The sequence below is a fragment of the Pseudoduganella namucuonensis genome (assembly GCF_900116645.1).
Classification (GTDB): domain Bacteria; phylum Pseudomonadota; class Gammaproteobacteria; order Burkholderiales; family Burkholderiaceae_D; genus Rugamonas; species Rugamonas namucuonensis.
In genome coordinates this window covers 1-22,257 of the sequence record NZ_FPBO01000001.1, presented here as the reverse complement: position 1 = coordinate 22,257, position 22,257 = coordinate 1, and the positions used below count along the sequence as shown (strand labels likewise).

17 protein-coding genes and 1 rRNA gene are annotated in these 22,257 nt (G+C 67.4%); 5 read left to right on the top strand and 13 right to left on the bottom strand.

The window, feature by feature from the left end:
• Positions 1-96 precede the first annotated feature (96 nt).
• Positions 97-7,215, top strand: coding sequence for an Ig-like domain-containing protein (locus BM436_RS38425; protein WP_093552155.1), 7,119 nt, complete (start codon positions 97-99; stop codon positions 7,213-7,215).
• On the opposite strand, the gene BM436_RS00090 is transcribed toward BM436_RS38425, so the two are convergent.
• The 12 genes from BM436_RS00090 to BM436_RS00035 form a co-directional block, all read right to left on the bottom strand.
• A complete protein-coding gene (locus tag BM436_RS00090) occupies positions 7,212-8,129 on the bottom strand; it encodes a pseudouridine synthase (RefSeq protein WP_093552153.1) in 918 nt (305 codons plus the stop codon). The two genes, BM436_RS38425 and BM436_RS00090, sit on opposite strands and share 4 nt — an antisense overlap.
• Before the next feature lie 2 nt (positions 8,130-8,131).
• A complete protein-coding gene (locus tag BM436_RS00085) occupies positions 8,132-9,034 on the bottom strand; it encodes a M48 family metallopeptidase (protein ID WP_093552152.1) in 903 nt (300 codons plus the stop codon).
• A gap of 33 nt (positions 9,035-9,067) precedes the next feature.
• Entirely contained in the window at positions 9,068-9,679 is a 612-nt protein-coding gene (gene metW, locus BM436_RS00080) for a methionine biosynthesis protein MetW (RefSeq protein ID WP_093552150.1), read from the bottom strand.
• Positions 9,676-10,869 carry a homoserine O-succinyltransferase MetX gene (gene metX / locus BM436_RS00075; protein WP_093552148.1) on the bottom strand — a complete coding sequence of 398 codons (1,194 nt, stop codon included), beginning with the start codon at positions 10,867-10,869 and terminating at the stop codon, positions 9,676-9,678. The genes metW and metX overlap by 4 nt, the downstream gene beginning before the upstream one ends.
• A 108-nt stretch (positions 10,870-10,977) precedes the next feature.
• Entirely contained in the window at positions 10,978-12,723 is a 1,746-nt protein-coding gene (ptsP, locus tag BM436_RS00070) for a phosphoenolpyruvate--protein phosphotransferase (RefSeq protein WP_093552952.1), read from the bottom strand.
• Between the two features lie 59 nt (positions 12,724-12,782).
• The gene (locus BM436_RS00065) at positions 12,783-13,052 is read right to left on the bottom strand and encodes an HPr family phosphocarrier protein (RefSeq protein ID WP_093552146.1); all 270 of its coding nucleotides are present in this window, start codon (positions 13,050-13,052) and stop codon (positions 12,783-12,785) included.
• A gap of 39 nt (positions 13,053-13,091) precedes the next feature.
• Positions 13,092-13,493: a PTS sugar transporter subunit IIA gene (locus BM436_RS00060; RefSeq protein ID WP_093552144.1), complete on the bottom strand. Its 402-nt coding sequence runs from the start codon at positions 13,491-13,493 to the stop codon at positions 13,092-13,094.
• Positions 13,494-13,499: 6 nt separating this feature from the next.
• On the bottom strand, positions 13,500-14,453 hold the full coding sequence (gshB, locus tag BM436_RS00055; protein WP_093552142.1) for a glutathione synthase: 954 nt from the start codon (positions 14,451-14,453) through the stop codon (positions 13,500-13,502).
• A 75-nt stretch (positions 14,454-14,528) separates the two neighbouring features.
• The gene (gshA, locus tag BM436_RS00050) at positions 14,529-15,830 is read right to left on the bottom strand and encodes a glutamate--cysteine ligase (protein WP_093552140.1); all 1,302 of its coding nucleotides are present in this window, start codon (positions 15,828-15,830) and stop codon (positions 14,529-14,531) included.
• A gap of 159 nt (positions 15,831-15,989) precedes the next feature.
• Positions 15,990-17,555 carry an ammonium transporter gene (locus tag BM436_RS00045; RefSeq protein ID WP_093552139.1) on the bottom strand — a complete coding sequence of 522 codons (1,566 nt, stop codon included), beginning with the start codon at positions 17,553-17,555 and terminating at the stop codon, positions 15,990-15,992.
• 13 nt (positions 17,556-17,568) lie between these two features.
• Complete coding sequence (locus BM436_RS00040) at positions 17,569-17,907, bottom strand: P-II family nitrogen regulator (RefSeq protein WP_093552137.1); 339 nt, start codon at positions 17,905-17,907, stop codon at positions 17,569-17,571.
• A 14-nt stretch (positions 17,908-17,921) separates the two neighbouring features.
• Entirely contained in the window at positions 17,922-18,665 is a 744-nt protein-coding gene (locus BM436_RS00035; RefSeq protein ID WP_093552132.1) for a TorF family putative porin, read from the bottom strand.
• A 234-nt stretch (positions 18,666-18,899) separates the two neighbouring features.
• Between BM436_RS00035 and BM436_RS00030 the strand changes: the two genes are divergently transcribed.
• From BM436_RS00030 to BM436_RS00015, 4 genes are all read left to right on the top strand, one after another.
• Positions 18,900-19,145, top strand: a complete 246-nt coding sequence (locus tag BM436_RS00030) for an accessory factor UbiK family protein (protein ID WP_093552127.1) — start codon at positions 18,900-18,902, stop codon at positions 19,143-19,145.
• Between the two features lie 209 nt (positions 19,146-19,354).
• Positions 19,355-20,869: a YifB family Mg chelatase-like AAA ATPase gene (locus tag BM436_RS00025; RefSeq protein WP_093552124.1), complete on the top strand. Its 1,515-nt coding sequence runs from the start codon at positions 19,355-19,357 to the stop codon at positions 20,867-20,869.
• A gap of 42 nt (positions 20,870-20,911) precedes the next feature.
• Entirely contained in the window at positions 20,912-21,445 is a 534-nt protein-coding gene (locus BM436_RS00020) for a hypothetical protein (RefSeq protein ID WP_093552120.1), read from the top strand.
• A gap of 76 nt (positions 21,446-21,521) precedes the next feature.
• Positions 21,522-21,869 (top strand): DUF1840 domain-containing protein, encoded by a 348-nt coding sequence (locus BM436_RS00015; protein WP_093552118.1) that lies wholly within the window; start codon positions 21,522-21,524, stop codon positions 21,867-21,869.
• 69 nt (positions 21,870-21,938) lie between these two features.
• Here the strand turns inward: BM436_RS00015 and rrf are convergent.
• A 5S ribosomal RNA gene (gene rrf / locus BM436_RS00010) occupies positions 21,939-22,051 on the bottom strand.
• Positions 22,052-22,257 lie beyond the last annotated feature (206 nt).

Here is a 22,257-nt window from a genome sequence, read left to right as displayed (position 1 = left end):
CCGCGTTGTTTCCACGCCCGGAGGGGGTTGCAAACGCGCAATTAAGATGCATCTTTGGTATGATAATGGACTCCATCCGCGCGTTTTTCCGCCATCATGCCAACCGCCGACCAGACCCCTCCCACCCTGTCCTCGTCCACCTCCGGCGCCATCAGCCCTGGTGGCGACATCGTCCTCGTCTTCAGTGAAGCCATCGCCGCCGGCGTCGGCAACATCGTCATCAGCGACGGCGCCACGCAGACCTACATGGCGTACGACGGCACGCTGAAAACCCGCATCGTGGGCGCCACCGACACGCGCACCATCAGCGTCGCCGACGGCGCGCAGGTGACCATCAGCGGCAACACCGTCACCATCAAGCCGCTGGCGGATCTGCTGCCCAACCACGGCTACAGCGTGACGATGGCCGCAGGCGTGCTGCAAGACCTGTACGGCAACAACCACGCTGGAATCAAGGACACGCTCAAGCTGGCGCTCACCACGACGGCGGCCGGCACGGTGTCGGCCGCCGTCGGCGGCGCCATCGCCATGGTCGACAGCGGCGACAGCGCCAGCGACCACGTCACCAACGTGGCGGCGCAAACGTTCAGCGGCACGTACAGCGGCACGCTGGCCGGCGGCGAGTTCGTGGAGGTCTCGCTGGACAACGGCGCCACCTGGCACACCGCGCTGGCCTCCGCCAACACCTGGCAATACAGCGCCACCATCGCCGCCGGCGGCGTGCTGGTGGCCCGCGTCAGCGACGCCTCGGGCAACCACTCCGCCTCCCAGAGCCAGGCCTACACCTACGACGCGGCGGCGCCCGCCGCCACCATCACGCTGGAGCGCGGCACGATAGCGCCGGGCCAGAGCACCACCGTCTACTTCCAGTTCGGCGAGGCGGTGTCGGGCCTGGCCCTGTCGGACTTCACGGTCACCGGCGGCGTGCTCTCCGGCCTCTCGGGCGGCGGCAACTACTGGACCGCGACCTTGACGCCGGACAGCGGCGCGCCGGGCAGCGGCAGCATCGTGCTGGCCGCCGACGCCGTCACCGACACGGCGGGCAACGGCGGCGCGTCCGCCAGCGCCTCCTTCACCTACAACAACACGCCCGGCGTGGCGACGATAGACAGCGCCATCACGATCGTCGACAGCGGCACGAGCGGCACGGACGGGATCACCAACGTCGCGGCCCAGACGTTCGGCGGCACATACACCGGCACGCTGGCCAGCGGCGAATGGGTCGAGGTGTCGCTGGACGGCGGCACCAGCTGGAACCAGGCCAGCGTGTCCGGCAACGCCTGGAGCCACAGCGGCGCCGTCGCCGCCGGCGCGCCCGGCTATGTGTACGCGCGCACCGCCACGGCGGAGTCGCACGGCACCGCGCAATACCGCTACTACACGCTGGACCAGGCCGCGCCCACCGCCACCGTCAGCTTCGGCAACGAGAACTTGACGCCCGGCCAGACCGCCTACGCCTACTTCAACTTCAACGAGGCCGTCACGGGCCTGACGCTGGACGACATCACCGTCGCCGGCGGCACGCTGGGCGCGCTGGGCGGCGGCGGCGCCAACTGGTACGCGCTGTTCACGCCCACCAGCGGCGGCGCGGGCGCGGGCACGGTGACGCTGGCGGCCAACGCGGTGATGGACCGGGCGGGGAACGCGAGCACCGCCGGCGCCAGCGCGGCCATCGGCTACAACAACGTGCGCCCCACCGCCACCGTGGACGGCGCCATCACGCTGATCGACACCGGCACGAGCGCCACGGACCGCGTCACCAACGTCGCGGCCCAGACCTTCAGCGGCACCTATTCCGGCACGCTGGCCGCCGGCGAACGGGTCGAGGTCTCGCTGGACGACGGCTACACCTGGAACGCGGCCACCGTTACCGGCAGCGCCTGGACCTACAGCGCCGCCATCACCGCCAATTCCGGCTATGTGTACGCGCGCACCGCCACCGCGTCCGAGAACAGCGCGCTGCAATACAAGTCCTACACGCTGGACCAGACCGTCCCCACCGCCACGGTCACGCTGGACAACAGCGCCCTGACGCCGGGCCAAACCACCTATGTCTACTTCCGCTTCAACGAGGCGGTGAACGGCCTGACGCTGGACGACATCACCGTCACCGGCGGCACGCTGGGCACGCTCAACGGCGGCGGCTCCAGCTGGTACGCGCAGCTGACGCCGACCCTGGGCGCGGCGGGCGCGGGAACGATCACGCTGGCCGCCGGCGCCGTGGCCGACACGGCCGGCAACAGCGGCGCGGCGAACGCGGTGGCCGCCACGTTCACCTACGACAACATCCGCCCCTCCGCCACCGTGGACAGCGGCATCACGCTGATCGACACCGGCGCCAGCGGCACGGACCGCATCACCAACGTCTCGGCCCAGACCTTCAGCGGCACCTACTCTGGCACCCTCGCCACCGGCGAACGGGTCGAAGTCTCGCTGGACGACGGCCACACCTGGGGCGCGGCCACCGTCAACGGCAACGCCTGGACCTACAGCGGCGCCATCGCGCCCGGCCACGCCAGCTATGTGTACGCGCGCACCGGCACGGACTACGGGCACAGCACGGCGCAATACAATTACTTCACGCTGGACCAGACCGCCCCCACCGCCACCGTCACGCTGGACAACACCGCGCTGACGCCGGGCCAGACCACCTATGTGTATTTCACTTTCAGCGAGGCCGTCACCGGCCTGACGCTGGACGACGTCACCGTCACCGGCGCCACGCTGGGCGCGCTCAACGGCGGCGGCACCAGTTGGTACGCCACGCTGACGCCCACCAGCGGCAGCGCGGGCGCCGGCTCGGTCACGCTGGCGGCGAACGCCGTCACCGACACCGCCGGCAACAGCGGCACGGCCGGCGCGGCCAGCGCCACCTTCAGCTACAACAACCACCGTCCCACCGCCACCGTCGACAGCGCCATCACGCTCACCGACAGCGGAAGCAGCGGCACCGACAACATCACCAACGCCGCCGCGCAGACCTTCGGCGGCACCTTCTCCGGCACCCTGGCCACCGGCGAACGGGTCGAGGTATCGCTGGACGGCGGCACCAGCTGGAACCAGGCCACCGTGTCCGGCAACAGCTGGACCTACAGCGGCGCCGTCGCCGCCAACGGCGCGGGTTATGTCTCGGCCCGAACCTCGACCGGCTACGAAAACAGCACGGTCAAAACCAAGTCCTTCACGCTGGACCAGACGGCGCCCACCGCCACCGTCACGCTGAACGACGGCTCGCTGACGCCGGGCCAGACCACCACCGTCTACTTCCGCTTCAACGAGGCCGTCACCGACCTGGCCTTGTCGGACATCACGGTCACCGGCGGCACGCTGAGCGCGCTGTCCGGCAGCGGCAGCAGCTGGTCCGCCACGCTGACGCCGGACAGCGGCGCGGCCGGCGCCGGCACGGTGACGCTGGCCGGCGGCGCGGTCCTGGACCGGGCCGGCAACGTCAGCGGCGCCGGCGCGGTCGGCGCCACGTTCAGCTACAACAACATCCGCCCCACCGCCACCGTGGACAGCGCCATCGCGTTGACCGACACCGGCTCCAGCGCCTCGGACGCCATCACCAACGCGGGCGCGCAAACCTTCAGCGGCACTTACTCCGGCACGCTGGCCACCGGTGAACGGGTCGAGGTATCGCTGGACGGCGGCACCACCTGGAACCAGGCCGCGGTGACCGGCAACGCGTGGAGCTACAGCGGCGCCATCGCCGCCGGCCATCCGGGCTACATCTACGCGCGCACCGCCACCGATTATGAAAACAGCACCCGGCAGAGCAAGTCCTACACGCTGGACCAGTTCGCCCCGGCCGCCGCCATCACCTTCAGCGGCTCCACGGTCGCTTCGGGACAGAGCGCGACGGTGTACTTCCGCTTCAACGAAGCGGTCACGGGGCTGGAGCTGTCGGACTTCACCGTCACCGGCGGCACCCTCAGCAACCTGACGGGCAGCGGCGCCAACTGGCAGGCGACGCTGGCGTCCCGCAGCGACAGCGGCAGCATCGAGCTGGCGGCGGCGGCCGTCGCCGACACCGCCGGCAACGCCAACACGGCCAGCGCCGCCACGTTCTCGTCCACGTCCACCGCCGTGAACACCGGCGCCACGGTGAACAGCGCCATCGCGCTCGTCGACAGCGGCGGCAGCGCCACCGACAACATCACCAACGTCGCCGCGCAGACCTTCAGCGGCACCTACTCCGGCACGCTGGCCGCGGGTGAAAACGTGGAAGTCTCGCTGGACGGCGGCACCACCTGGAACCAGGCCACCGTGTCCGGCAACGCCTGGACCTACAGCGGCGCCATCGCCGCCGGGGGCCCCGGCTACGTGTACGCGCGCACGGCCACCGCCACCGACGACAGCACGCGGGTGAGCAAGAGCTTCACGCTGGACCAGACCGGCCCCACCGGCACCGTCACCGTGGACAACGCCGCGCTCACGCCGGGCCAGACCACCTACGTCTACTTCCGCTTCAACGAAACCGTCAGCGGCCTGACGCTGGACGACATCAGCGTCACCGGCGGCACGCTGGGCGCCCTCAATGGCGGCGGCGCCAACTGGTACGCCTTGCTGACGCCCACCGCCGGCGCCGCCGGCACCGGCACGGTGACGCTGGCCGGCAACGCGGCCGCCGACACGGCCGGCAACGGCACGTCGGCCAACGCCATCGGCGCCTCGTTCAGCTACAACAACATCACCCCCACCGCCAGCGTGGACAACGCCATCGCCATCACCGACAGCGGGAGCAGCGCCACCGACGCCATCACCAACGCGACGGCGCAGACCATCAGCGGCACGTTCACCGGCACGCTGGCCGATGGCGAGCATGTGGAGGTCTCGATCGACGGTAGCCACAGCTGGAACATCGCCACCGTGTCCGGCAACACCTGGAGCTACAGCGGGACCATCGCGGCGGACAACGAGGACTACGTCTACGCGCGCACCGCCACGGCCTATGGCCACAGCACCGCGCAGTACAAGTCCTACACGCTGGACCTGACGGCGCCGACGGCGTCGGTGACCTTCAACGACAGCACCCTCACGCCGGGCCAGACCACCTACGTGTCTTTCCACTTCAACGAGGCCGTCACCGGCTTCACGCTGGACGACATCACCGTCACCGGCGGCACGCTGGGCGCGCTGTCCGGCAGCGGCTCCAGCTGGTCCGCCTTGCTGACACCCACCAGCGGCGCGGCCGGCGCCGGCACGGTGACGCTGGCCGGCGGCGCCGTCGCCGACAAGGCCGGCAACAGCAGCGGCGCCGGCGGGGTCGGCGCCGCGTTCAGCTACAACAACGTCCGCCCCACCGCCACCGTGGACAGCGCCATCGCGCTGACCGACACCGGCTCCAGCGCCTCGGACGCCATCACCAACGCGGGCGCGCAAACCTTCAGCGGCACCTACAGCGGCGCCCTGGCCAGCGGCGAGCGCGTGGAAGTGTCGCTGGACGCGGGCCGCAGCTGGAACACGGCCACCGTGTCGGGCAACACCTGGAGCTACAGTGGCGCGGTCGCGGCGGGCGGGCCGGGCTATGTCCAGGCGCGCACCGCCACCGACCAGGAAAACAGCGCGGCCAAGACCAAGTACTTCACGCTGGACCAGACCGCGCCCACCGTCACCGTCACGCTGAACGACAACGCCCTGACGCCGGGCCAGACCACCTATGTGTATTTCCGCTTCGACGAAACGGTCACGGACCTGGCCTTGTCGGACATCACCGTCACCGGCGGCACGCTGGGCGCGCTGTCCGGCAGCGGCAACACCTGGTACGCGCTGCTCACGCCCGCCAGCGGCGCGGCGGGCAGTGGTTCCATCACGCTGGCCGGCGGCGCGGTCAAGGACACGGCGGGCAACAGCAGCGCCGCCGGCGCGGTCGCCGCCACGTTCAGCTACGACAACATCCGCCCCACCGCCACCGTGGACAGCGCCATCGCGCTGATCGACAGCGGCGCCAGCGGAAGCGACGCGATCACCAACGTCACGGCGCAGACCTTCAGCGGCACCTACACGGGAACGCTGGCCTCGGGCGAGCATGTGCAGGTGTCGCTGGACGGCGGCACGACCTGGAACCAGGCCACCGTGTCCGGCAACAGCTGGAGCTACAGCGGCGCCATCGCGACCGGGCATCCGGGCTATGTGTACGCGCGCACCGCCACCGAATACGAGAACAGCGCGCGGCAGACCAAGTACTACACCCTGGACCGGGCGGCGCCGAACGTCGACATCGACATCAGCGACACCACGCTGACGCCGGGCCAGAACACCTACGTGTATTTCCGCTTCAGCGAAAGCGTGACGGACCTGAGCCTGTCCGACATCACCGTCACCGGCGGCACACTGGGCGCGCTGTCCGGCAGCGGCGCCACCTGGTACGCGCTGTTGACGCCGGACGCCGGCGCCACCGGCAGCGGCACGGTGACCGTGGCGGGCGGCGCGGTCACCGACCGGGCGGGCAACGGCAGCGGCGCGGCCGCAGTCAGCGCCTCGTTCAGCTACAACAACATCCGCCCCACCGCCACCGTGGACAGCGCCATCACGCTGATCGACAGCGGCAGCAGCGACACGGACACCATCACCAACGTCTCGGCGCAAACCATCGGCGGCACCTTCACGGGCGCGCTGGCGGCCGGCGAGCGCGTGGAGGTGTCGGTGGACGGCGGCACGTCCTGGAACGCGGCCACGGTGTCCGGCAACAGCTGGACCTACAACGCCACGGTGGCGGCGGGAAGCCCGTCCTACCTCTACGCGCGCACGGCCACCGACTCCGAGGAAAGCACCACGCGCACCAAGTACTACACGCTGGACCAGACGGCCCCCACGGCTTCCGTGACGCTGGGCGACTACACGCTGACCAGCGGCCAGACCGCCAGTGTCTACATTCAGTTCAACGAAACCGTGACGGGGCTGACGCTGGCCGACTTCACCGTGACCGGCGGCGCGCTCGGTTCCCTGTCCGGCAGCGGCTCGAGCTGGTACGCGCTGCTGACGCCCGTCGCCGGGAGCGCCGGCACCGGCGGCATCGCGCTGGCGGCCAACGCGGTGCTGGACCGGGCCGGCAACGCCTCCGCCGCGTCGTCCACTGTGGCGTTCAGCTACGGCACCATGGCGGGTCCGCCCCCGGCGGCGGCCTTCGCCGCGCCGGAGGACGAGGTCGCGCTGGTCGGGCAATCGGGCGGGACGGGACTGTGGATGGACAACCTGGCCCTGGCCGTGTACTAAAGGACGCGGCGGCTTTCGAAGCGCCGTATCTCGTCCGTCAGCGGATCGGGGAAGCTGATGGCGCGCGCCAGCAGCTTCAATGGCTGCGACACGTCGTCCTGCTTGCAGGGCAGCGCCACCGGGTAGAAGGCGTCGTTGACGATGGGGATGCCGAGCGACGCCAGGTGCAGCCGCAGCTGGTGCTGGCGTCCCGTGTGGGGCCACAGGCGGTACAGGGTGGCGTCGCCGCCCGCGTACCCGTGCTCGGCGACGTCGATCACCGTTTCAGAATTCGGCTCGCCCGCCTCCTCCTTCATGGTGAAGAACTTGTCGCCGTCCACCATGCGGCTGCGGTAGGTGAAGGGGAACTCGCGCCCGTGCAGGCGCGGCGCCAGCGCCTCGTACTCCTTCTGCACCACGCGCTGCTGGAACATGGACTGGTAGCGCCCGCGCGTGGCGATATTCGACGAGAACACCACCACGCCGGCCGTTTCCCGGTCCAGCCGGTGGATGGGCGTGAGCTCCTCGATGCCCAGCGTCTTTTTCAGCCGCACCAGCAGCGTCTCGTGCAGGAAGCGGCCGGTCGGTATCATCGGCAGGAAGTGCGGCTTGTCCACCACCACGATGTGCTCGTCCTGGAACAGGATCTCCTCCTGGAAGGGGATGGGGGTCTCCTTGAATTCCAGTTCGCGGTAGTAGAAGATGCGCATGCCGCGCCGGTAGGGGCTGGATGGTTGCAGCGGACGGCCATCGCCGTCCACCACGTCGCCGCGCGCCATGCGCTCGCGCCAGGAGGCTTCGCTGACGGCGGGGTAGTACGCCACCAGGAAGGCCAGCATGTCCGGCCATTGCCCTTCCGGCAGCCACAGATAGCTGGGCGCGACGCCGTCGCGCATGGGCAGCGGCGCCGCCTCCCTGACGCGCGGACGCGGCATGGTCAGCCGGCGCCGCCCGCCGGCATCGGCGCGCTGCGGTAGGGCGGCAGCGCGTTGATGGCCTTGCCCTGCGTGCGGGCGTACACCGGCATCACCTGCGGCAGCGCCTTCTCCATGCGCTCGATGCGCTCCTTGCCCGCCGGGTGGGTGGACAGGAAGGCCGGCGGCGCGCCCTTGCTGGCCGCGCCCATCTTTTCCCACAGCGTCTTGCCGGCGCGCGGGTCGAAACCGGCGCGGGCGGCCAGGTCCATGCCGACCAGGTCGGCCTCGCGCTCGTCGTCGCGCGAGAACTTCAGCGAGGCGCCCTTGGTGACCAGGTTGCCACCGAGTTCGCCGATGCGCGGATCGACGCCGAAATAGGCGGCCGCGCCGGCGCCGGCCAGGCGCGACAGGAAACCGGTGACGGCGGTCTTGCCGGCCTGCTCGCGCGCGTGCTCGCGCAGCGCGTGGGCGATCTCGTGGCCCATCACCATGGCCACCTCGTCGTCGGTGAGATTGAGCTTGGTGAGGATGCCGCTGAAGAAGGCGATGCGCCCGCCCGGCATGCAGAAGGCGTTGATGGTGGGCGCGTTCAGCAGGTTGACCTGCCAGCCCCACTTGGCCGCCTCCGGATTCCAGCGCGTGGCGTAGGGCACGATGCGGCGCGCGATGCCGCGCAGGCGCTGCACCTGCGGATGGTTGTCCGGCAGCAGCGCGCCCTTTTGCTGGGCTTCGCTCATCAATTGCAGGTACTGCTGTTTCGACTGCTGGTCGAACTGGGCGGCGTCGCCGGCGATGCCGCGCAGGCGCGACATCTCCTCGACCGGGATGCCGTCCTGCTGGGCCGCGGGCGCGGCCAGCGCCACCGACGCGTGCGCGCTGAATACCAGCGCCAGCGCGGCACAGCCAATGTTCAGCGATTTCATAGTAAACCCCTTGGTGCGTTGATCATGCTTCCGTCAGTGCGCCGCCTTCTTACGCAGGCGGAACACGGCCAGCTCGCCGCGCAGGTTGGGCAGGACGTTGACGATGCGGCCCTCGGCCAGCGCCACGCATTCGATCACCTCCAGCCCCACCTCCTCGGCGAGGTCGCGGAAGTCGCTGATGGTAGCGCATCGGACGTTGGGCGTGTCGTACCATTCGTAGGGCAAAGTCTCGGACACCGGCATGCGCCCCTTCAGCAGCGCCACCCGGTGCGGCCAGTAGGCGAAGTTGGGGAAGGAAATGATGGCTTCCTTGCCGACCCGGACGATGTCGCGCAGCAGCGGCTCGACGTGCTTCATCATCTGCAGCGAGGACAGGCACAGCACCGTGTCGAAGGAGTTGTCGCCGAACAGGCCCAGGCCGTTTTCCATGTCCTGCTGGATCACGCGCACGCCGCGCCTGCTGCTTTCCAGCACCTTGTCGTCGGCGATCTCGATGCCGTAGCCGCTGCAGCGCTTGTCGCTCTGCAGGAAGTCCAGCATCACGCCGTCGCCGCAGCCCACGTCCAGCACGTGGGCGCCGGCCGGCACCCAGTGCGCGATGAAGGCCAGGTCCGGCCGCGCGCTGCTCAGTTGTTCGAAATTCATGCGGCCTCCTTGCTGACCGTGTCCGCCGCGGCGACGCCGCCGGCCTTGCCCCCGATGTCGTCCCACACCCGCTCGTAGTACGCGCGCACCATGCCCATGTAGCGCGGATCCTCCAGCAGGAAGGCGTCGTGGCCGTGGGGCGCGTCGATTTCCGCGTAGGTGACGTCGCGCCGGTTGGAAATCAAGGCCTGCACGATTTCGCGGCTGCGCTCCGGCGAGAAGCGCCAGTCGGTGGTGAAGGAGGCCACGAAGAACTGGGCGCGGGTGCCGGCCAGGGTCTTGGCCAGGTCGCCGCCGTGGTGGCGGGCCGGGTCGAAGTAGTCCAGCGCCTTGGTGATCAAGAGATAGGTGTTGGCGTCGAAATAGGACGAGAACTTGTCGCCCTGGTAGCGCAGGTAGGACTCGATCTCGAAGTCGACGCCGAAGCCGAATTTGTAGCCGCCGCCGTTGGTTTCCGCGTCGCGCAGCTTGCGGCCGAACTTCTCGCCCATGTCGTCGTCCGACAGGTAGGTGATGTGGCCGATCATGCGCGCCACCTTCAGGCCGTTCTTGGGCACCACGCCGTGCTCGTAGAAGTCGCCGCCGTGGTAGTCCGGGTCGGTCAGGATGGCGGTGCGCGCCACGTCGTTGAAGGCGATGTTCTGCGCCGACAGCTTGGGCGTGGAGGCGATCACCACGCAGTGGCGCAGCCGGTCCGGATACATGATGGACCAGGCCAGCGCCTGCATGCCGCCCAGCGAGCCGCCCATGACGGCGGCGAACTGGGCGATGCCCAGCTGGTCGGCCAGGCGCGCCTGCGCGGCCACCCAGTCCTCCACCGTGACCACGGGGAAGGCGGCGCCGTAGGGCTTGCCGGTGGCGGGATTGTTGTGCATCGGCCCCGTCGAGCCGAAGCAGGAGCCCAGGTTGTTGACGCCGATGACGAAGAACTTGTCGGTGTCGAGCGGCTTGCCGGGGCCGACCATGTTGTCCCACCAGCCCACGTTCTTGGGCTGGTCGGCGTACACGCCGGCCACGTGGTGGGAGGCGTTCAGGGCATGGCACACCAGGACCGCGTTGGACTTGTCCGCGTTCAGGGTGCCATAGGTTTCATACATCAGCATATAGTCGCGCAGCTGCGCGCCGCTCTGCAGCTGCAGCGGCTCCGCGAAATGCATGGTTTTCGGAGAGACGATTCCTATCGAAGGCATGGGAGGTCAGAAAAAATACTGCGCGGCCCCACGGGCCAATAATCGATGCGGAACCACGAGGATGGGTTCCGCAGGCTTGCTTTTTATTTAAGTGTCACGGCGGCGGCCTCACAGCTGCTGCAGCGCGTGCACGGCGTCGGCGATGACGTCCGGTTCCATCGCGCGCAGGATCTTGCGGGTCTGCGGCATGATGAGGCCGAGGTCGCTGTTCAGGATCTCCTGCTTGACCGACAAGAGCTGCGCCGGGTGCATGGAGAACTCGCGCAGCCCCATGCCCAGCAACAGCCGCGTCAACTTGACGTCGCCCGCCATTTCGCCGCACACGGCCACGTCGATGCCGGCCTTGTGGCCGGCCGAGATGGTCATGGCGATCAGCTGCAGCACCGCCGGATGCAGGGGATTGTAAAGGTGCGCCACCTCATAATCAACCCGGTCGATCGCCAGCGTGTACTGAATCAGGTCGTTGGTGCCGATCGACAGGAAGTTCATGCGCTTGACGAACATCGGCAGCGACAGCGCGGCGGCGGGGATTTCGATCATCGCCCCCACCTCGACGCCCTGGTCGTACTTGACGCCGGCGTCGCGCAGCTGGCCCTTGGCCTGCTCGATCATGGCCAGCGACTGGTCGATCTCGAAGGCGTGCGCCAGCATCGGGATCAGGATGCGCACCTTGCCGAAGGCGGAGGCGCGCAGGATGGCGCGCAGCTGGCTCAGGAAGATCTGCGGCTCGGCCAGGCAGTAGCGGATGGCGCGCAGGCCCAGCGCGGGGTTGAGCGCGGTGTGCTCGGTCTGGTCGAGCGGCTTGTCGGCGCCGATGTCGAGCGTGCGTATCGTCACCGGACGGCCCTTCATCGCCACCACGGCCTTCTTGTACTGCTCGAACTGCTCGTCCTCGGACGGGATGCGCGCGTCGCGCCCCATGAACAGGAACTCGGAGCGGAACAGGCCGACGCCGTTGGCGCCCGCCTCCATCGCCGCCGCCGTGTCCTCCGGCAGCTCGATGTTGGCCAGCAGGGTGATGGTGGTGCCGTCGCGCGTGACGGCGGCGGTCTTTTTCAGCTTGTTGAGCTTTTTGCGGGCGCGCTGCTGCGCCAGCTGGCGCTCGCGGTACTGCTGCAGCACCAGCACGCTCGGATTGGCGATCACCACGCCGGCGTCGCCGTCGATGATGACCCAGTCGTCCTGCTCGATCAGCATCGAGGCCTGCGACATGCCGACCGCCGCCGGGATGTCCAGGCTGCGCGCCACGATGGCGGTGTGCGAGTTCTGCCCGCCGACGTCGGTGATGAAGCCGATGAAGGAGCGGTCGCGGAACTTGAGCATGTCGGCCGGCGAGATGTCGTGCGCCACCACGATCATCTGGGCCTGGAAGTCGTCGATGTCGAGCTCGCCCTGCACCGGAAGCGGCTCGCTGCCCATCAGCACCTTCAGCACCCGCTCGGCCACCTGCTGGATGTCGGCCTTGCGCTCGCGCAGGTAGGGGTCCTCGATCTCGTCGAACTGCGCCGACAACTCGTCGATCTGGGTCAGCAGCGCCCACTCCGCGTTGTAGTGGCGGGCGCGGATGATGTCCAGCGGCGCCTCGGAGATCAGCGGGTCCGACAGGATCAGCGCGTGCACGTCGATGAAGGCGCCCAGTTCCGTCGGCGCGTCCTTGGGCAGCTCGTTCCACAGCGTCTGCAGCTCGCGGTGGACGGCGGCCAGCGCCTCCTGCAGGCGCAGCACCTCCGCCTCCAGGTGTTCCTCGGGGATCAGGTAGTGCTTGACGTCCAGCGCGGCCGGCGCCAGCAGGTGCGCGCGGCCGATGGCGATGCCGCGCGAAACGGGAATGCCGTGGAGCGTGAACGATGCCATGGGCGGGCCTGTCAGGATGCGGAGCGGTGGGGGCGGCGGGCTGCTGCGGTCATCCGGCATTACTCGCCTTCGCCGAACTTGTCGTTGACCAGCGCCGACAGGGCGGCGATGCAATCGCCCTCGTCCGCGCCGTCGGCCTCCAGCATCACCTTGGCGCCCTTGCCGGCGGCCAGCATCATCACGCCCATGATGGACTTGGCGTTGATGCGGCGCGCGTTGCGGGTCAGCCAGACGTCGCTCTTGTACTTCGCCGCCAGCTGGGTGAATTTGGCGGAAGCGCGCGCGTGCAGACCAAGCTTGTTGATAATCTCAAGTTCTTGTTGAATCATTTTTTATCGTCTCGACCTACGTTAATAAACCCAGCGGCATCACACCACCCGGATGCGGTTGTCCACCCTGACCGCGCCGCTCTGCGCGCCCGCCAGCGCCATCTCCACCACCACGTCCAGCGTGTCGCGGCGGTAGGTGATCGCGCGCAGCAGCATCGGCATGCTGATGCCGGCGATCACCTCGACCCGGCCGGCGTCGGCCAGCTTGTTGCAGCAGTTGGCGGGCGTGCCGCCCTTGATGTCGGTGATCACCAGCACGCCGTCGCCCTCGTCCAGGCGCGCGATGGCCTCGCTGGCCAGTTGCTGGACCTCGCCCAGGTCCTGGTCCGCCACCACGTCGATCGCCTCCAGCCTTTCGGTCGCGCCGCGGAACACGTGGTTGCAGGCCGCGATGAAGGCCTGTCCCAGCGGCGCGTGCGTCATGAGCAGTATGCCGACCATGGCCGCCTACACCTGCGCCGACTGCGTGTTGGCCTCGACCGCGTCGATGAACATGGACGCGACCTGGAAGCCGGTCTGCTGCGTGATCTCCTGGAAGCAGGTCGGGCTGGTGACGTTGATCTCGGTCAGGTAGTCGCCGATCACGTCCAATCCTACCAGCAACAGCCCGCGCGCCGCCAGCACCGGGCCCAGCGTTTCGGCGATTTCCAGGTCGCGCGCCGTCAGCGGCTGCGCCACGCCGGTGCCGCCGGCGGCCAGGTTGCCGCGCACCTCGCCGGCCTGCGGAATGCGCGCCAGCGAGTACGGCACCGGTTTGCCGTCGATCACCAGGATGCGCTTGTCGCCCTTGACGATGTCCGGGATGTAGCGCTGCGCCATGATGGTGCGGCGGCCGTTGTCGGTCAGCGTCTCGATGATGGCGCCCAGGTTCAGGCCGTCGGCCTTGACGCGGAACACCCCGGCGCCGCCCATGCCGTCCAGCGGCTTGAGGATCACGTCGCCGTGCTGGGCCTGGAAGGCGCGCAGGCGCGCCTCGCTCGATGCCACCAGCGTGGGCGCGGTGAATTGCGGGAACTGGGCGATGGACAGCTTCTCGTTGTGGTCGCGGATCGCGGACGGGCGGTTGAACACGCGCGCGCCCTGCTTCTCGGCCAGTTGCAGCAGGTAGGTGCCGTACACGTATTCCATGTCGAACGGCGGATCCTTGCGCTGGATGACGGCGTCGAAGGCGTCCAGCGTCGATTCCTGTTGCGGCTCGGCGCGGAACCAGTCGTCGGCGTCGCCGGTCAGCGTGACGCGCGCGGTCCTGGCGCTCACCACGCCCTCGTAAAGCGCCATGTCCTTCTGTTCGAAGGCATGGATCTCGTGGCCGCGGCGCGCGGCCTCGGCCATCATGGCGTAAGTCGAATCCTTGTAGGTCTTGAAGCCTGCCAGTGGATCGGCGAGGAATGCAATTTTCATGGACGCATCCGGTTGAGATAATGCTCAGATTTTAGCCGAGTTTGCCGCGCCGCACCGGCGCGGGCGGCCATACCGTCAATACACCTCGGGATTCGGATCGGTGCGCTCCATCTCCAGCGACGCCGCCAGCAGCGCCAGCCGCGCCACCACGCCGTACACGTAGAAGCGGTTCGGCGCCGCCGTGCCCGGCTTGGCCTTGACGTCCGGCACCGCGTGCTGCTGCGCGAACGCCAGCGGCACCGACTGCGCGCCCGGCGCGTTCAGGTTCTGCTCCACGCCGCGCTCGGCGTGCACGCGGTAGAAGCCGCCCACCACGTAGCGGTCTATCATGTAGACCACCGGCTCGGCCACCGATTCCTTGATGCTCTCGAAGGTCGGCACGCCCTCCTGGATGTTCAGGTCCGACACCACCTTGCCGTCCTTGACCACCGACATGCGCTCGCGCTGGGCCGCCGACAGGTCCTTCAGCTCGGCCGCGTCGCGGATCGAGATGATGCCCTTGCCGTAGGTGCCCGCGTCCGGCTTGATGATGACGAAGGGCTTCTGGTCCTTGATGCCGTATTCCTTGTACTTCTTGCGGATCTTGGCCAGCAGCGCGTCGACGTTGGTGGCCAGGCAATCCAGCCCGTCGCCGCCGTGCACGTCCACCTCGCCGCACTTGGCGTGGAAGGGGTTGAGCATCCACGGGTCCACGCCGATCAGCTTGCCGAACTTCTTGGCCACCTCGTCGTAGGCGCTGAAATGGTTGCTCTTGCGGCGCAGCGCCCAGCCCGCGTGCAGCGGCGGCAGCAGGCTCTGCTCGTGGATGTTCTGCAGGATGTCCGGGATGCCGGCGGACAGGTCGTTGTTGAGCAGGATGGTGCACGGGTCGAAATCCTTCAGCCCCAGGCGGCGCCCGTTGGGCGAGCGCACCAGCGGCTCGATCACCAGCATGTTGCCGTCCGGCAGCGCCAGCGGCGTCGGCTGCGTGATCTCCGGCGACAGCGAGCCCAGGCGCACGTGCAGGCCGGTCTGGCGGAAGATCTGCATCAGGCGCGCCACGTTGTCCAGGTAGGTCGGGTGGCGGTCGTGGATTTCCGGGATCAACAGCAGGTTGCGCGCGTCCGGGCAGTATTTGTCGATGGCGGCCATGGCGGCCTGCACGGACAGCGGCAGCATCTCGCTGGCCAGGTGGTTGAAGCGGCCCGGGAACAGGTTGGTGTCGACCGGGGCCAGCTTGTAGCCGGCGTTGCGCAGGTCGACCGAGCAATAGAACGGCGGCGTGTGCTCCTGCCACTCGAGGCGGAACCAGCGTTCGATGGCCGGCGTGGCGGCGATGATCTTTTCTTCGAGGTCGAGCAGCGGTCCGGTGAGTGCCGTGACGAGGTGGGGAACCATGGTTACTTCCTTAACAACAGCGGAAAACAATCTTATATTACCGTGCAAACTCACCAAATCGGGGCAAAACCGGGAATTTAAAGGTTTATGAACGTAAAAAGGCGCCCGAATGGGCGCCTTTTCACTGATTGCGCGACAAATCGCGCTCAGGAGTGCGGATCAGGAGTGGTACGCGGACTCGCCATGGCTGGTGATGTCCAGGCCTTCGCGCTCTTCCTCTTCCGGCACGCGCAGGCCGATGACGATGTCCACCAGCTTGTAGGCGACCACCGACACCACGGCCGACCAGGCGATGGTGATGCCGACCGCGGTCAGCTGGGTGATGACCTGGCCGCTGATCGAGTAGTCCGGCGACATCTTGTTGGCGACGTAGTCGAAGATGCCCTGGCCGCCCAGCGACGGCGAAGCGAACACGCCGGTCAGGACCGCGCCCAGGATACCGCCCACGCCGTGCACGCCGAACACGTCCAGCGAGTCGTCGGCGCCGATCAGGCGTTTCAGGCCGTTCACGCCCCACAGGCAGATGATGCCGGCCAGCAGGCCGATCACCAGGCCGCCCATCGGGCCGACATAGCCGGCCGCCGGGGTGATGGCCACCAGGCCGGCCACCGCGCCGGACGCGCCGCCCAGCATCGAAGGCTTGCCCTTCACCATCCACTCGCCGAACACCCACGACACGGTGGCGGCGGCGGTCGCCAGCAGCGTGTTCAGGAAGGCCAGCGCGGCCACGTCGCCCGCTTCCAGCGCGGAGCCGGCGTTGAAGCCGAACCAGCCCACCCACAGCAGCGAGGCGCCGACCATGGTCATGGTCAGGGAGTGCGGCGCCATGGATTCGCGGCCGTAGCCGACGCGCTTGCCGATCATGATGGCGCCGACCAGGCCGGCCACGGCGGCGTTGATGTGCACCACGGTGCCGCCGGCGAAGTCCAGCGCGCCTTTTTGCCAGATGAAGCCGGCCTTGGCCGCCTCGGTGGTGGCGGCGGCGGCGTCGACGATGGCGTCAGGGCCGGTCCAGAACCAGACCATGTGCGCGACCGGCAGGTAGGAGAAGGTGAACCACAGCACCACGAAGGCCAGCACGGCGCTGAACTTCACGCGCTCGGCGAAGGCGCCGACGATCAGGCCGCAGGTGATGGCGGCGAAGGTGCCCTGGAAGGCGACGAAGATGAACTCGGGAATCACGACACCCTTGCTGAAGGTGGCGGCCGAGGTGAACGTGGCGTTGACCGGATCCCAGATACCGTTCAGGAACAGGCGGTCGAACTTGCCGTAGAACGCGCCGCCCTCGGTGAAGGCCAGCGAGTAGCCGTACAGGCACCACAGCGTGATCACCAGCGCGAACACGAAGAACACCTGCAGCAGCACGGACAGCATGTTTTTGGAACGGACCAGGCCGCCGTAGAACAGGGCCAGGCCGGGGATGGTCATCAGGATCACCAGCAGCGTGGCGACGAACATCCAGGCGGTGTCGCCCTTGTTGGCGACGGGCTTGGGCGCGGCCGGGGCGTCGGCCGGCGCGGCGGCTGGCGCCGCGGCGGCGGCCGGAGCCGGGGCGGCGGCGGCGGGCGCGGCGGCGGGTGCCTCGGCGGCGGGCGCTGCCGCGGCCGGGGCGGAAGCGGCCGGCGCGTCGGCCGGCTTGGCGTCTTGCGCGTAGGCAGGCAGGGCGCCGCTAAAGGCAAACAGGACGGCGGCCCCAGCCAGCAGTTTGGTTATAGTTTTCTTCATTTCAAAGATTCCCTTAGAGTGCGTCGTTGCCGGTTTCGCCGGTGCGGATACGTACCACCTGTTCCAGGTTGTAGACGAAGATTTTGCCGTCACCGATCTTACCGGTGCGGGCGGCGCCTTCGATCGCCTCGATGGCCTGGTCGACGATGGCGTCGTCCACGGCCGCTTCGATCTTGGTTTTCGGCAGGAAATCAACCACGTATTCCGCGCCGCGATACAGCTCGGTGTGGCCTTTCTGGCGGCCGAAACCCTTCACTTCGGTGACGGTGATGCCCTGCACGTTAATCGCCGACAACGCTTCACGGACTTCGTCCAGCTTGAAGGGCTTGATGATGGCGGTAATCAGTTTCATGATGGCCTCTTGCTTCAGAAGGTTTTGGAGACGGTCAGCACGGCGCCGGTCTTGGCCAGGTCCTTGCCCTTGGCGAAGTAGGCGTCGGTGCTGGCCTTGATCGCTGCGAGGGACACGGTGACGACACCGTAATCCTTGGTCACGCCGACTTTCCAGTCGTTGTAGCTGGCGCTTGGGTTGTCACGCACGGACTGGCGGCCGAGGTGCAGGTTCAGCATGTAGCCATCCTTGATTTCCTGGTTCAGCGACAGGTCGATGTAGCCGCTTTCCTTGGAATTGGCGAAGCCGAACAGGTTGGTGGTCGATTGCGAGTATTTCAGCGAAACCGGGCCGTAGCCGATGGCGCCGTACAGTTCGAAGGTGTTGGCGCTTGGATTCAGGCCGTTCGACGGGTAGTAGTAGTACAGGCCGCCCACATCGTAGGTGAAGCCTTCGCCGATGTCGCCGCGCTTGCCGCCGTAGAGGTCGATCTCCAGGCTGCTGTCGCCGCCCGCGTCGTCGATCCACTTGATGGTGGAGGCCCAGGTGCCCACGTACAGGCCGGTAGGATTGTGCACGTAGTCCGCGCCGGCCTGCAGCGCCGGGCGCTTGCGGGTCTGCGAGATGCCGCGGTAGCGGTAGTCCGTGGTGACGGCGGCGTTGTAGCTGACGGCGTGTTCCGGTACCGCTTCTTCCGCATGGGCTACGCTTGCACCCAGGCTAGTCATCGCGAGGGCGACTGCTGCTGCAAGAGTCAGGTTCTTGGTCATGTATTTCATGGCGATATCCTTTTAGTTTGAACTTTTGTAGCTATTGCGGTTTAAAATCCAGGCTAGGCCTAAACGTTCCCCTAGTCCTTTAGCAGAATGCGTGCCAGCTACGATCCACAAACTTGTCGGTTAGTTAGCGCACACGGCGGCGACTATCGCGGAAAATCTGCACCATCTTAATGCGTCGTCGCACCTGATTGGTGCATTTTAAGACGCACCTCTCACACCCGACGGAGAAACACCATGGACATGAACAATTTTTTCAACGAAATGCAGAGCAAGATCAACCAGGCGATTGAGAATTCTCCAGCCAAGGACATCGAAAAGAACGTGAAGTCGATGATGACCCAGGGTTTCGCCAAGCTGGACCTGGTCACGCGCGAGGAATTCGACGTGCAAACCCAGGTGCTGGCCAAGACCCGCGCCAAGCTCGAGGCGCTGGAGACGCGTTTGGCCGAACTGGAAGCCAAAATCGCCGAGCAGAAGTAACCGTTCCCCCCTTTCGGCGCGGCGTGCTGCACCGAAAAAAGCCATCCCGCAGCCGCCCCGGCGGCTCCCTGGCCCCCTCCCCGGACGCGTGCACCATTTCGGTGAATCGGCGAAAATCGCCGCGCCGCCCGGCCTTTGTGCGCCCGCAAAACGCCCCCCGCCCCGGTTTGCTAGCCTAGGAATCCGTCCACGCAAGCTCGGGAAGCGCCATGAGCCTAGCCGTCGTTCGCAGCCGCGCCCTGGCGGGCATGGAAGCGCCGGAAGTCAGCGTCGAGGTGCACCTGGCCAACGGCCTGCCCGCCTTCGCCATCGTCGGCCTGCCGGAAACCGAAGTGAAGGAGGCGCGCGACCGGGTCCGGGCGGCGATCGTGAACGGCGGCTACGAGATGCCGGCGCAACGCATCACCGTCAACCTGGCGCCGGCCGACCTGCCCAAGGAATCCGGCCGCTTCGACCTGCCGATCGCGCTCGGCATCCTGGCCGCCTCCGGCCAGATCCCCACCACCCCGCTGCGCGATTACGAGTTCGCCGGCGAACTGTCGCTGTCCGGCGAGCTGCGCCCCATCCGCGGCGCGCTGGCCATGACCTTCGCCATGCAGCGCGATCCGCGCAGCGCCGGCCGCTGCTTCATCCTGCCGCGGGCCAATGCCGACGAGGCCGCCCTGGTGCAAGGCGCGGCCATCTATCCCGCCACCTCGCTGACCGAGGTGTGCGCCCACTTCGCGCAGCACGGCCAGGCGGCGCTGGCGCGCCACGTGTCCGCGCCGGCGCCCGCGATTCCCGGCTATCCCGATTTCGCCGACGTCAAGGGACAGTCGCTCATCAAGCGCGCGCTGGAGGTGGCGGCCGCAGGCGCGCACAATGTGTTGCTGGTCGGACCGCCAGGCACCGGCAAAAGCATGCTGGCCAACCGCTTCGCCGGCCTGCTGCCGGCCATGACCGACGAGGAGGCGCTGGAATCGGCCGCCGTGCAATCGCTGGCCGGGCGCTTCAACGCCGGCCAGTGGAAGCTGCGCCCGTTCAGGGCTCCCCACCATACCGCGTCCGGCGCCGCGCTGGTCGGCGGCGGCAGCGTGCCCCATCCCGGCGAGATCTCGCTGGCGCATTGCGGGGTGCTGTTCCTCGACGAGCTGCCGGAATTCGACCGCCGGGTGCTGGAAGTGCTGCGCGAACCGCTGGAATCCGGCCGCGTCACCATCTCTCGGGCCCGGCGGCAGGCCGATTTCCCGGCCCGCTTCCAGCTGATCGCCGCCATGAACGGCTGCCCCTGCGGCTATCACGGCCACCCCAGCGGGCGCTGCAAATGCCCGCCCGACACCATCCTGCGCTACCAGGCCAGGATCTCGGGGCCGCTGCTGGACCGCATGGACCTGCTGCTGGCGGTCCTGCCCCTGACCAGCGAGGAGTTGCATGCGGACGCGGACGGCGAGCCGTCGCCGGACATCGCGGCGCGCGTCGCGCTGGCCTTCGCCGCCCAGCACGCGCGGCAGGGGACCAGCAATCAGCGCCTGGGCACGCGCGAGATCGACCGCCACTGCAAGCTGGACAAGGAGGGGCAAGCCGTGCTGCGCGACTCCATGGTCAAGTTCAACTGGTCGGCGCGCGCCTACCACCGCGTGCTGCGGGTGGCGCGCACCATCGCCGACCTGGCGCAGTCCAAGGCCATCAGATGCGAGCACGTGAAAGAGGCGATCCAGTACCGCCGCGCACTGCTGGACCTGTAAGGGTGGATGGCGTGCGCGCTTGCGCCCTGCTACCATCACACCATGAAAATCAGATTCCTAGTCACGATAGGGACCGCCGTCGCGGCCGCTTGCGTCTTCAGCGCCTGCAGTCCCAAGTTCGACTGGCGCGACTACCGCGCCAGCGAGGCGCCGTACGCGGTGCTGTTCCCCGCCAAGCCGGCCACGCAGACCCGCGCCATCAGCCTGGGCGGCCAGAATGTCAACATGCACATGGCGGCGGCCGAGGTGGACGGCGCCATGTTCGCCGTCGGCAGCGCGGAGTTGCCGGACCCCGCGGCGGCGCAGCTTGCGCTCGCCGCGATGAAAACCACCATGGTGGGCAACATCAAGGCCACCGTCACGTCGGAAAAGCAGGCCAGCTCGTCCGCCGGCGGACGCCAGCAAAGCACCATCGACATCGAAGCCAAGGGCTCGCGCAACGGCGAGCCGGTGTTGATGGTCGGGCATTTCGTTGCCAAAGATAAACGTGTTTACCAGGTTATCGTTGTTGGCCGGGAAAAACACATGGTGAAGGACGCAGTTGAAACCTTCATGAGTTCGTTCAAGCTGAATTGATGAGTGCAAGCGTAGTGTGCGAGCGCGCAAGTCGTGCTATCTTTTCATCACGAACAACAAGAATGGGAATAGGGCCATGATCACGTTCAAATCCAAATCATCTCCAGCCGTCATGATGTACAAGGAACACGCCGAGCGTATTCTTGAGTTGTTGAACAAGAGTCCGACGCGTGGGGTGATCACGGCCGCCGAGGTGCCAACGGCGCTGGCGGCGCTGGAAAAGGAGATCGAGCTCTCCAAGCTGCACCCGGACATGGACATCGAGCACCACCCGGACTCCACCCACAACACCGACGCACTGGACGGCGACGGTCCCGACCTGGTGGAAAAGCAGCACGTGGGCTTCGCCGCGCGCGTCTACCCGCTGCTGGAAATGCTGCGCACCGCCATGACGGACGGCCACGACGTGATGTGGGGGATATAAAAAAAACGGCGCACAAAAGCGAAAAACCCCCGCCGGCTTTCGCCAAACGGGGGTTCTTCTGTATAACTAGCCTGACGATAACCTACTTTCACACTGGTTGCAGCACTATCATCGGCGCAAAATCGTTTCACGGTCCTGTTCGGGATGGGAAGGGGTGGGACCGATTTGCTATGGTCATCAGGCTTTGACTTGTACGAGACATTGCTCCCGATTGGGCAGCAAGGCTCTAAAACTTGGAAGAATTCGGATTTATTATTGTAGCGATCGCGTATCAACTACGCACAACATGCGCACTTCCCGCCTACAACTTATCAATGTTATAGGGACAAGCCTTACGGGCAATTAGTACTGGTTAGCTTAACGCATTACTGCGCTTCCACACCCAGCC

Coding starts and splice junctions, on each gene's coding strand:
- BM436_RS00015 (WP_093552118.1), top strand. CDS start 21,522: ATGATCACGTTCAAATCCAAATCATCTCCAGCCGTCATGATGTACAAG.
- BM436_RS00060 (WP_093552144.1), bottom strand. CDS start 13,493: ATGGTCGGCATACTGCTCATGACGCACGCGCCGCTGGGACAGGCCTTC.
- BM436_RS00065 (WP_093552146.1), bottom strand. CDS start 13,052: ATGATTCAACAAGAACTTGAGATTATCAACAAGCTTGGTCTGCACGCG.
- BM436_RS00090 (WP_093552153.1), bottom strand. CDS start 8,129: ATGCCGCGTCCGCGCGTCAGGGAGGCGGCGCCGCTGCCCATGCGCGAC.
- ptsP (WP_093552952.1), bottom strand. CDS start 12,723: ATGGCATCGTTCACGCTCCACGGCATTCCCGTTTCGCGCGGCATCGCC.
- gshB (WP_093552142.1), bottom strand. CDS start 14,453: ATGAAAATTGCATTCCTCGCCGATCCACTGGCAGGCTTCAAGACCTAC.
- BM436_RS00035 (WP_093552132.1), bottom strand. CDS start 18,665: ATGAAATACATGACCAAGAACCTGACTCTTGCAGCAGCAGTCGCCCTC.
- BM436_RS38425 (WP_093552155.1), top strand. CDS start 97: ATGCCAACCGCCGACCAGACCCCTCCCACCCTGTCCTCGTCCACCTCC.
- BM436_RS00040 (WP_093552137.1), bottom strand. CDS start 17,907: ATGAAACTGATTACCGCCATCATCAAGCCCTTCAAGCTGGACGAAGTC.
- metX (WP_093552148.1), bottom strand. CDS start 10,869: ATGCCTTCGATAGGAATCGTCTCTCCGAAAACCATGCATTTCGCGGAG.
- BM436_RS00025 (WP_093552124.1), top strand. CDS start 19,355: ATGAGCCTAGCCGTCGTTCGCAGCCGCGCCCTGGCGGGCATGGAAGCG.
- BM436_RS00030 (WP_093552127.1), top strand. CDS start 18,900: ATGGACATGAACAATTTTTTCAACGAAATGCAGAGCAAGATCAACCAG.
- BM436_RS00020 (WP_093552120.1), top strand. CDS start 20,912: ATGAAAATCAGATTCCTAGTCACGATAGGGACCGCCGTCGCGGCCGCT.
- BM436_RS00085 (WP_093552152.1), bottom strand. CDS start 9,034: ATGAAATCGCTGAACATTGGCTGTGCCGCGCTGGCGCTGGTATTCAGC.
- gshA (WP_093552140.1), bottom strand. CDS start 15,830: ATGGTTCCCCACCTCGTCACGGCACTCACCGGACCGCTGCTCGACCTC.
- metW (WP_093552150.1), bottom strand. CDS start 9,679: ATGAATTTCGAACAACTGAGCAGCGCGCGGCCGGACCTGGCCTTCATC.
- BM436_RS00045 (WP_093552139.1), bottom strand. CDS start 17,555: ATGAAGAAAACTATAACCAAACTGCTGGCTGGGGCCGCCGTCCTGTTT.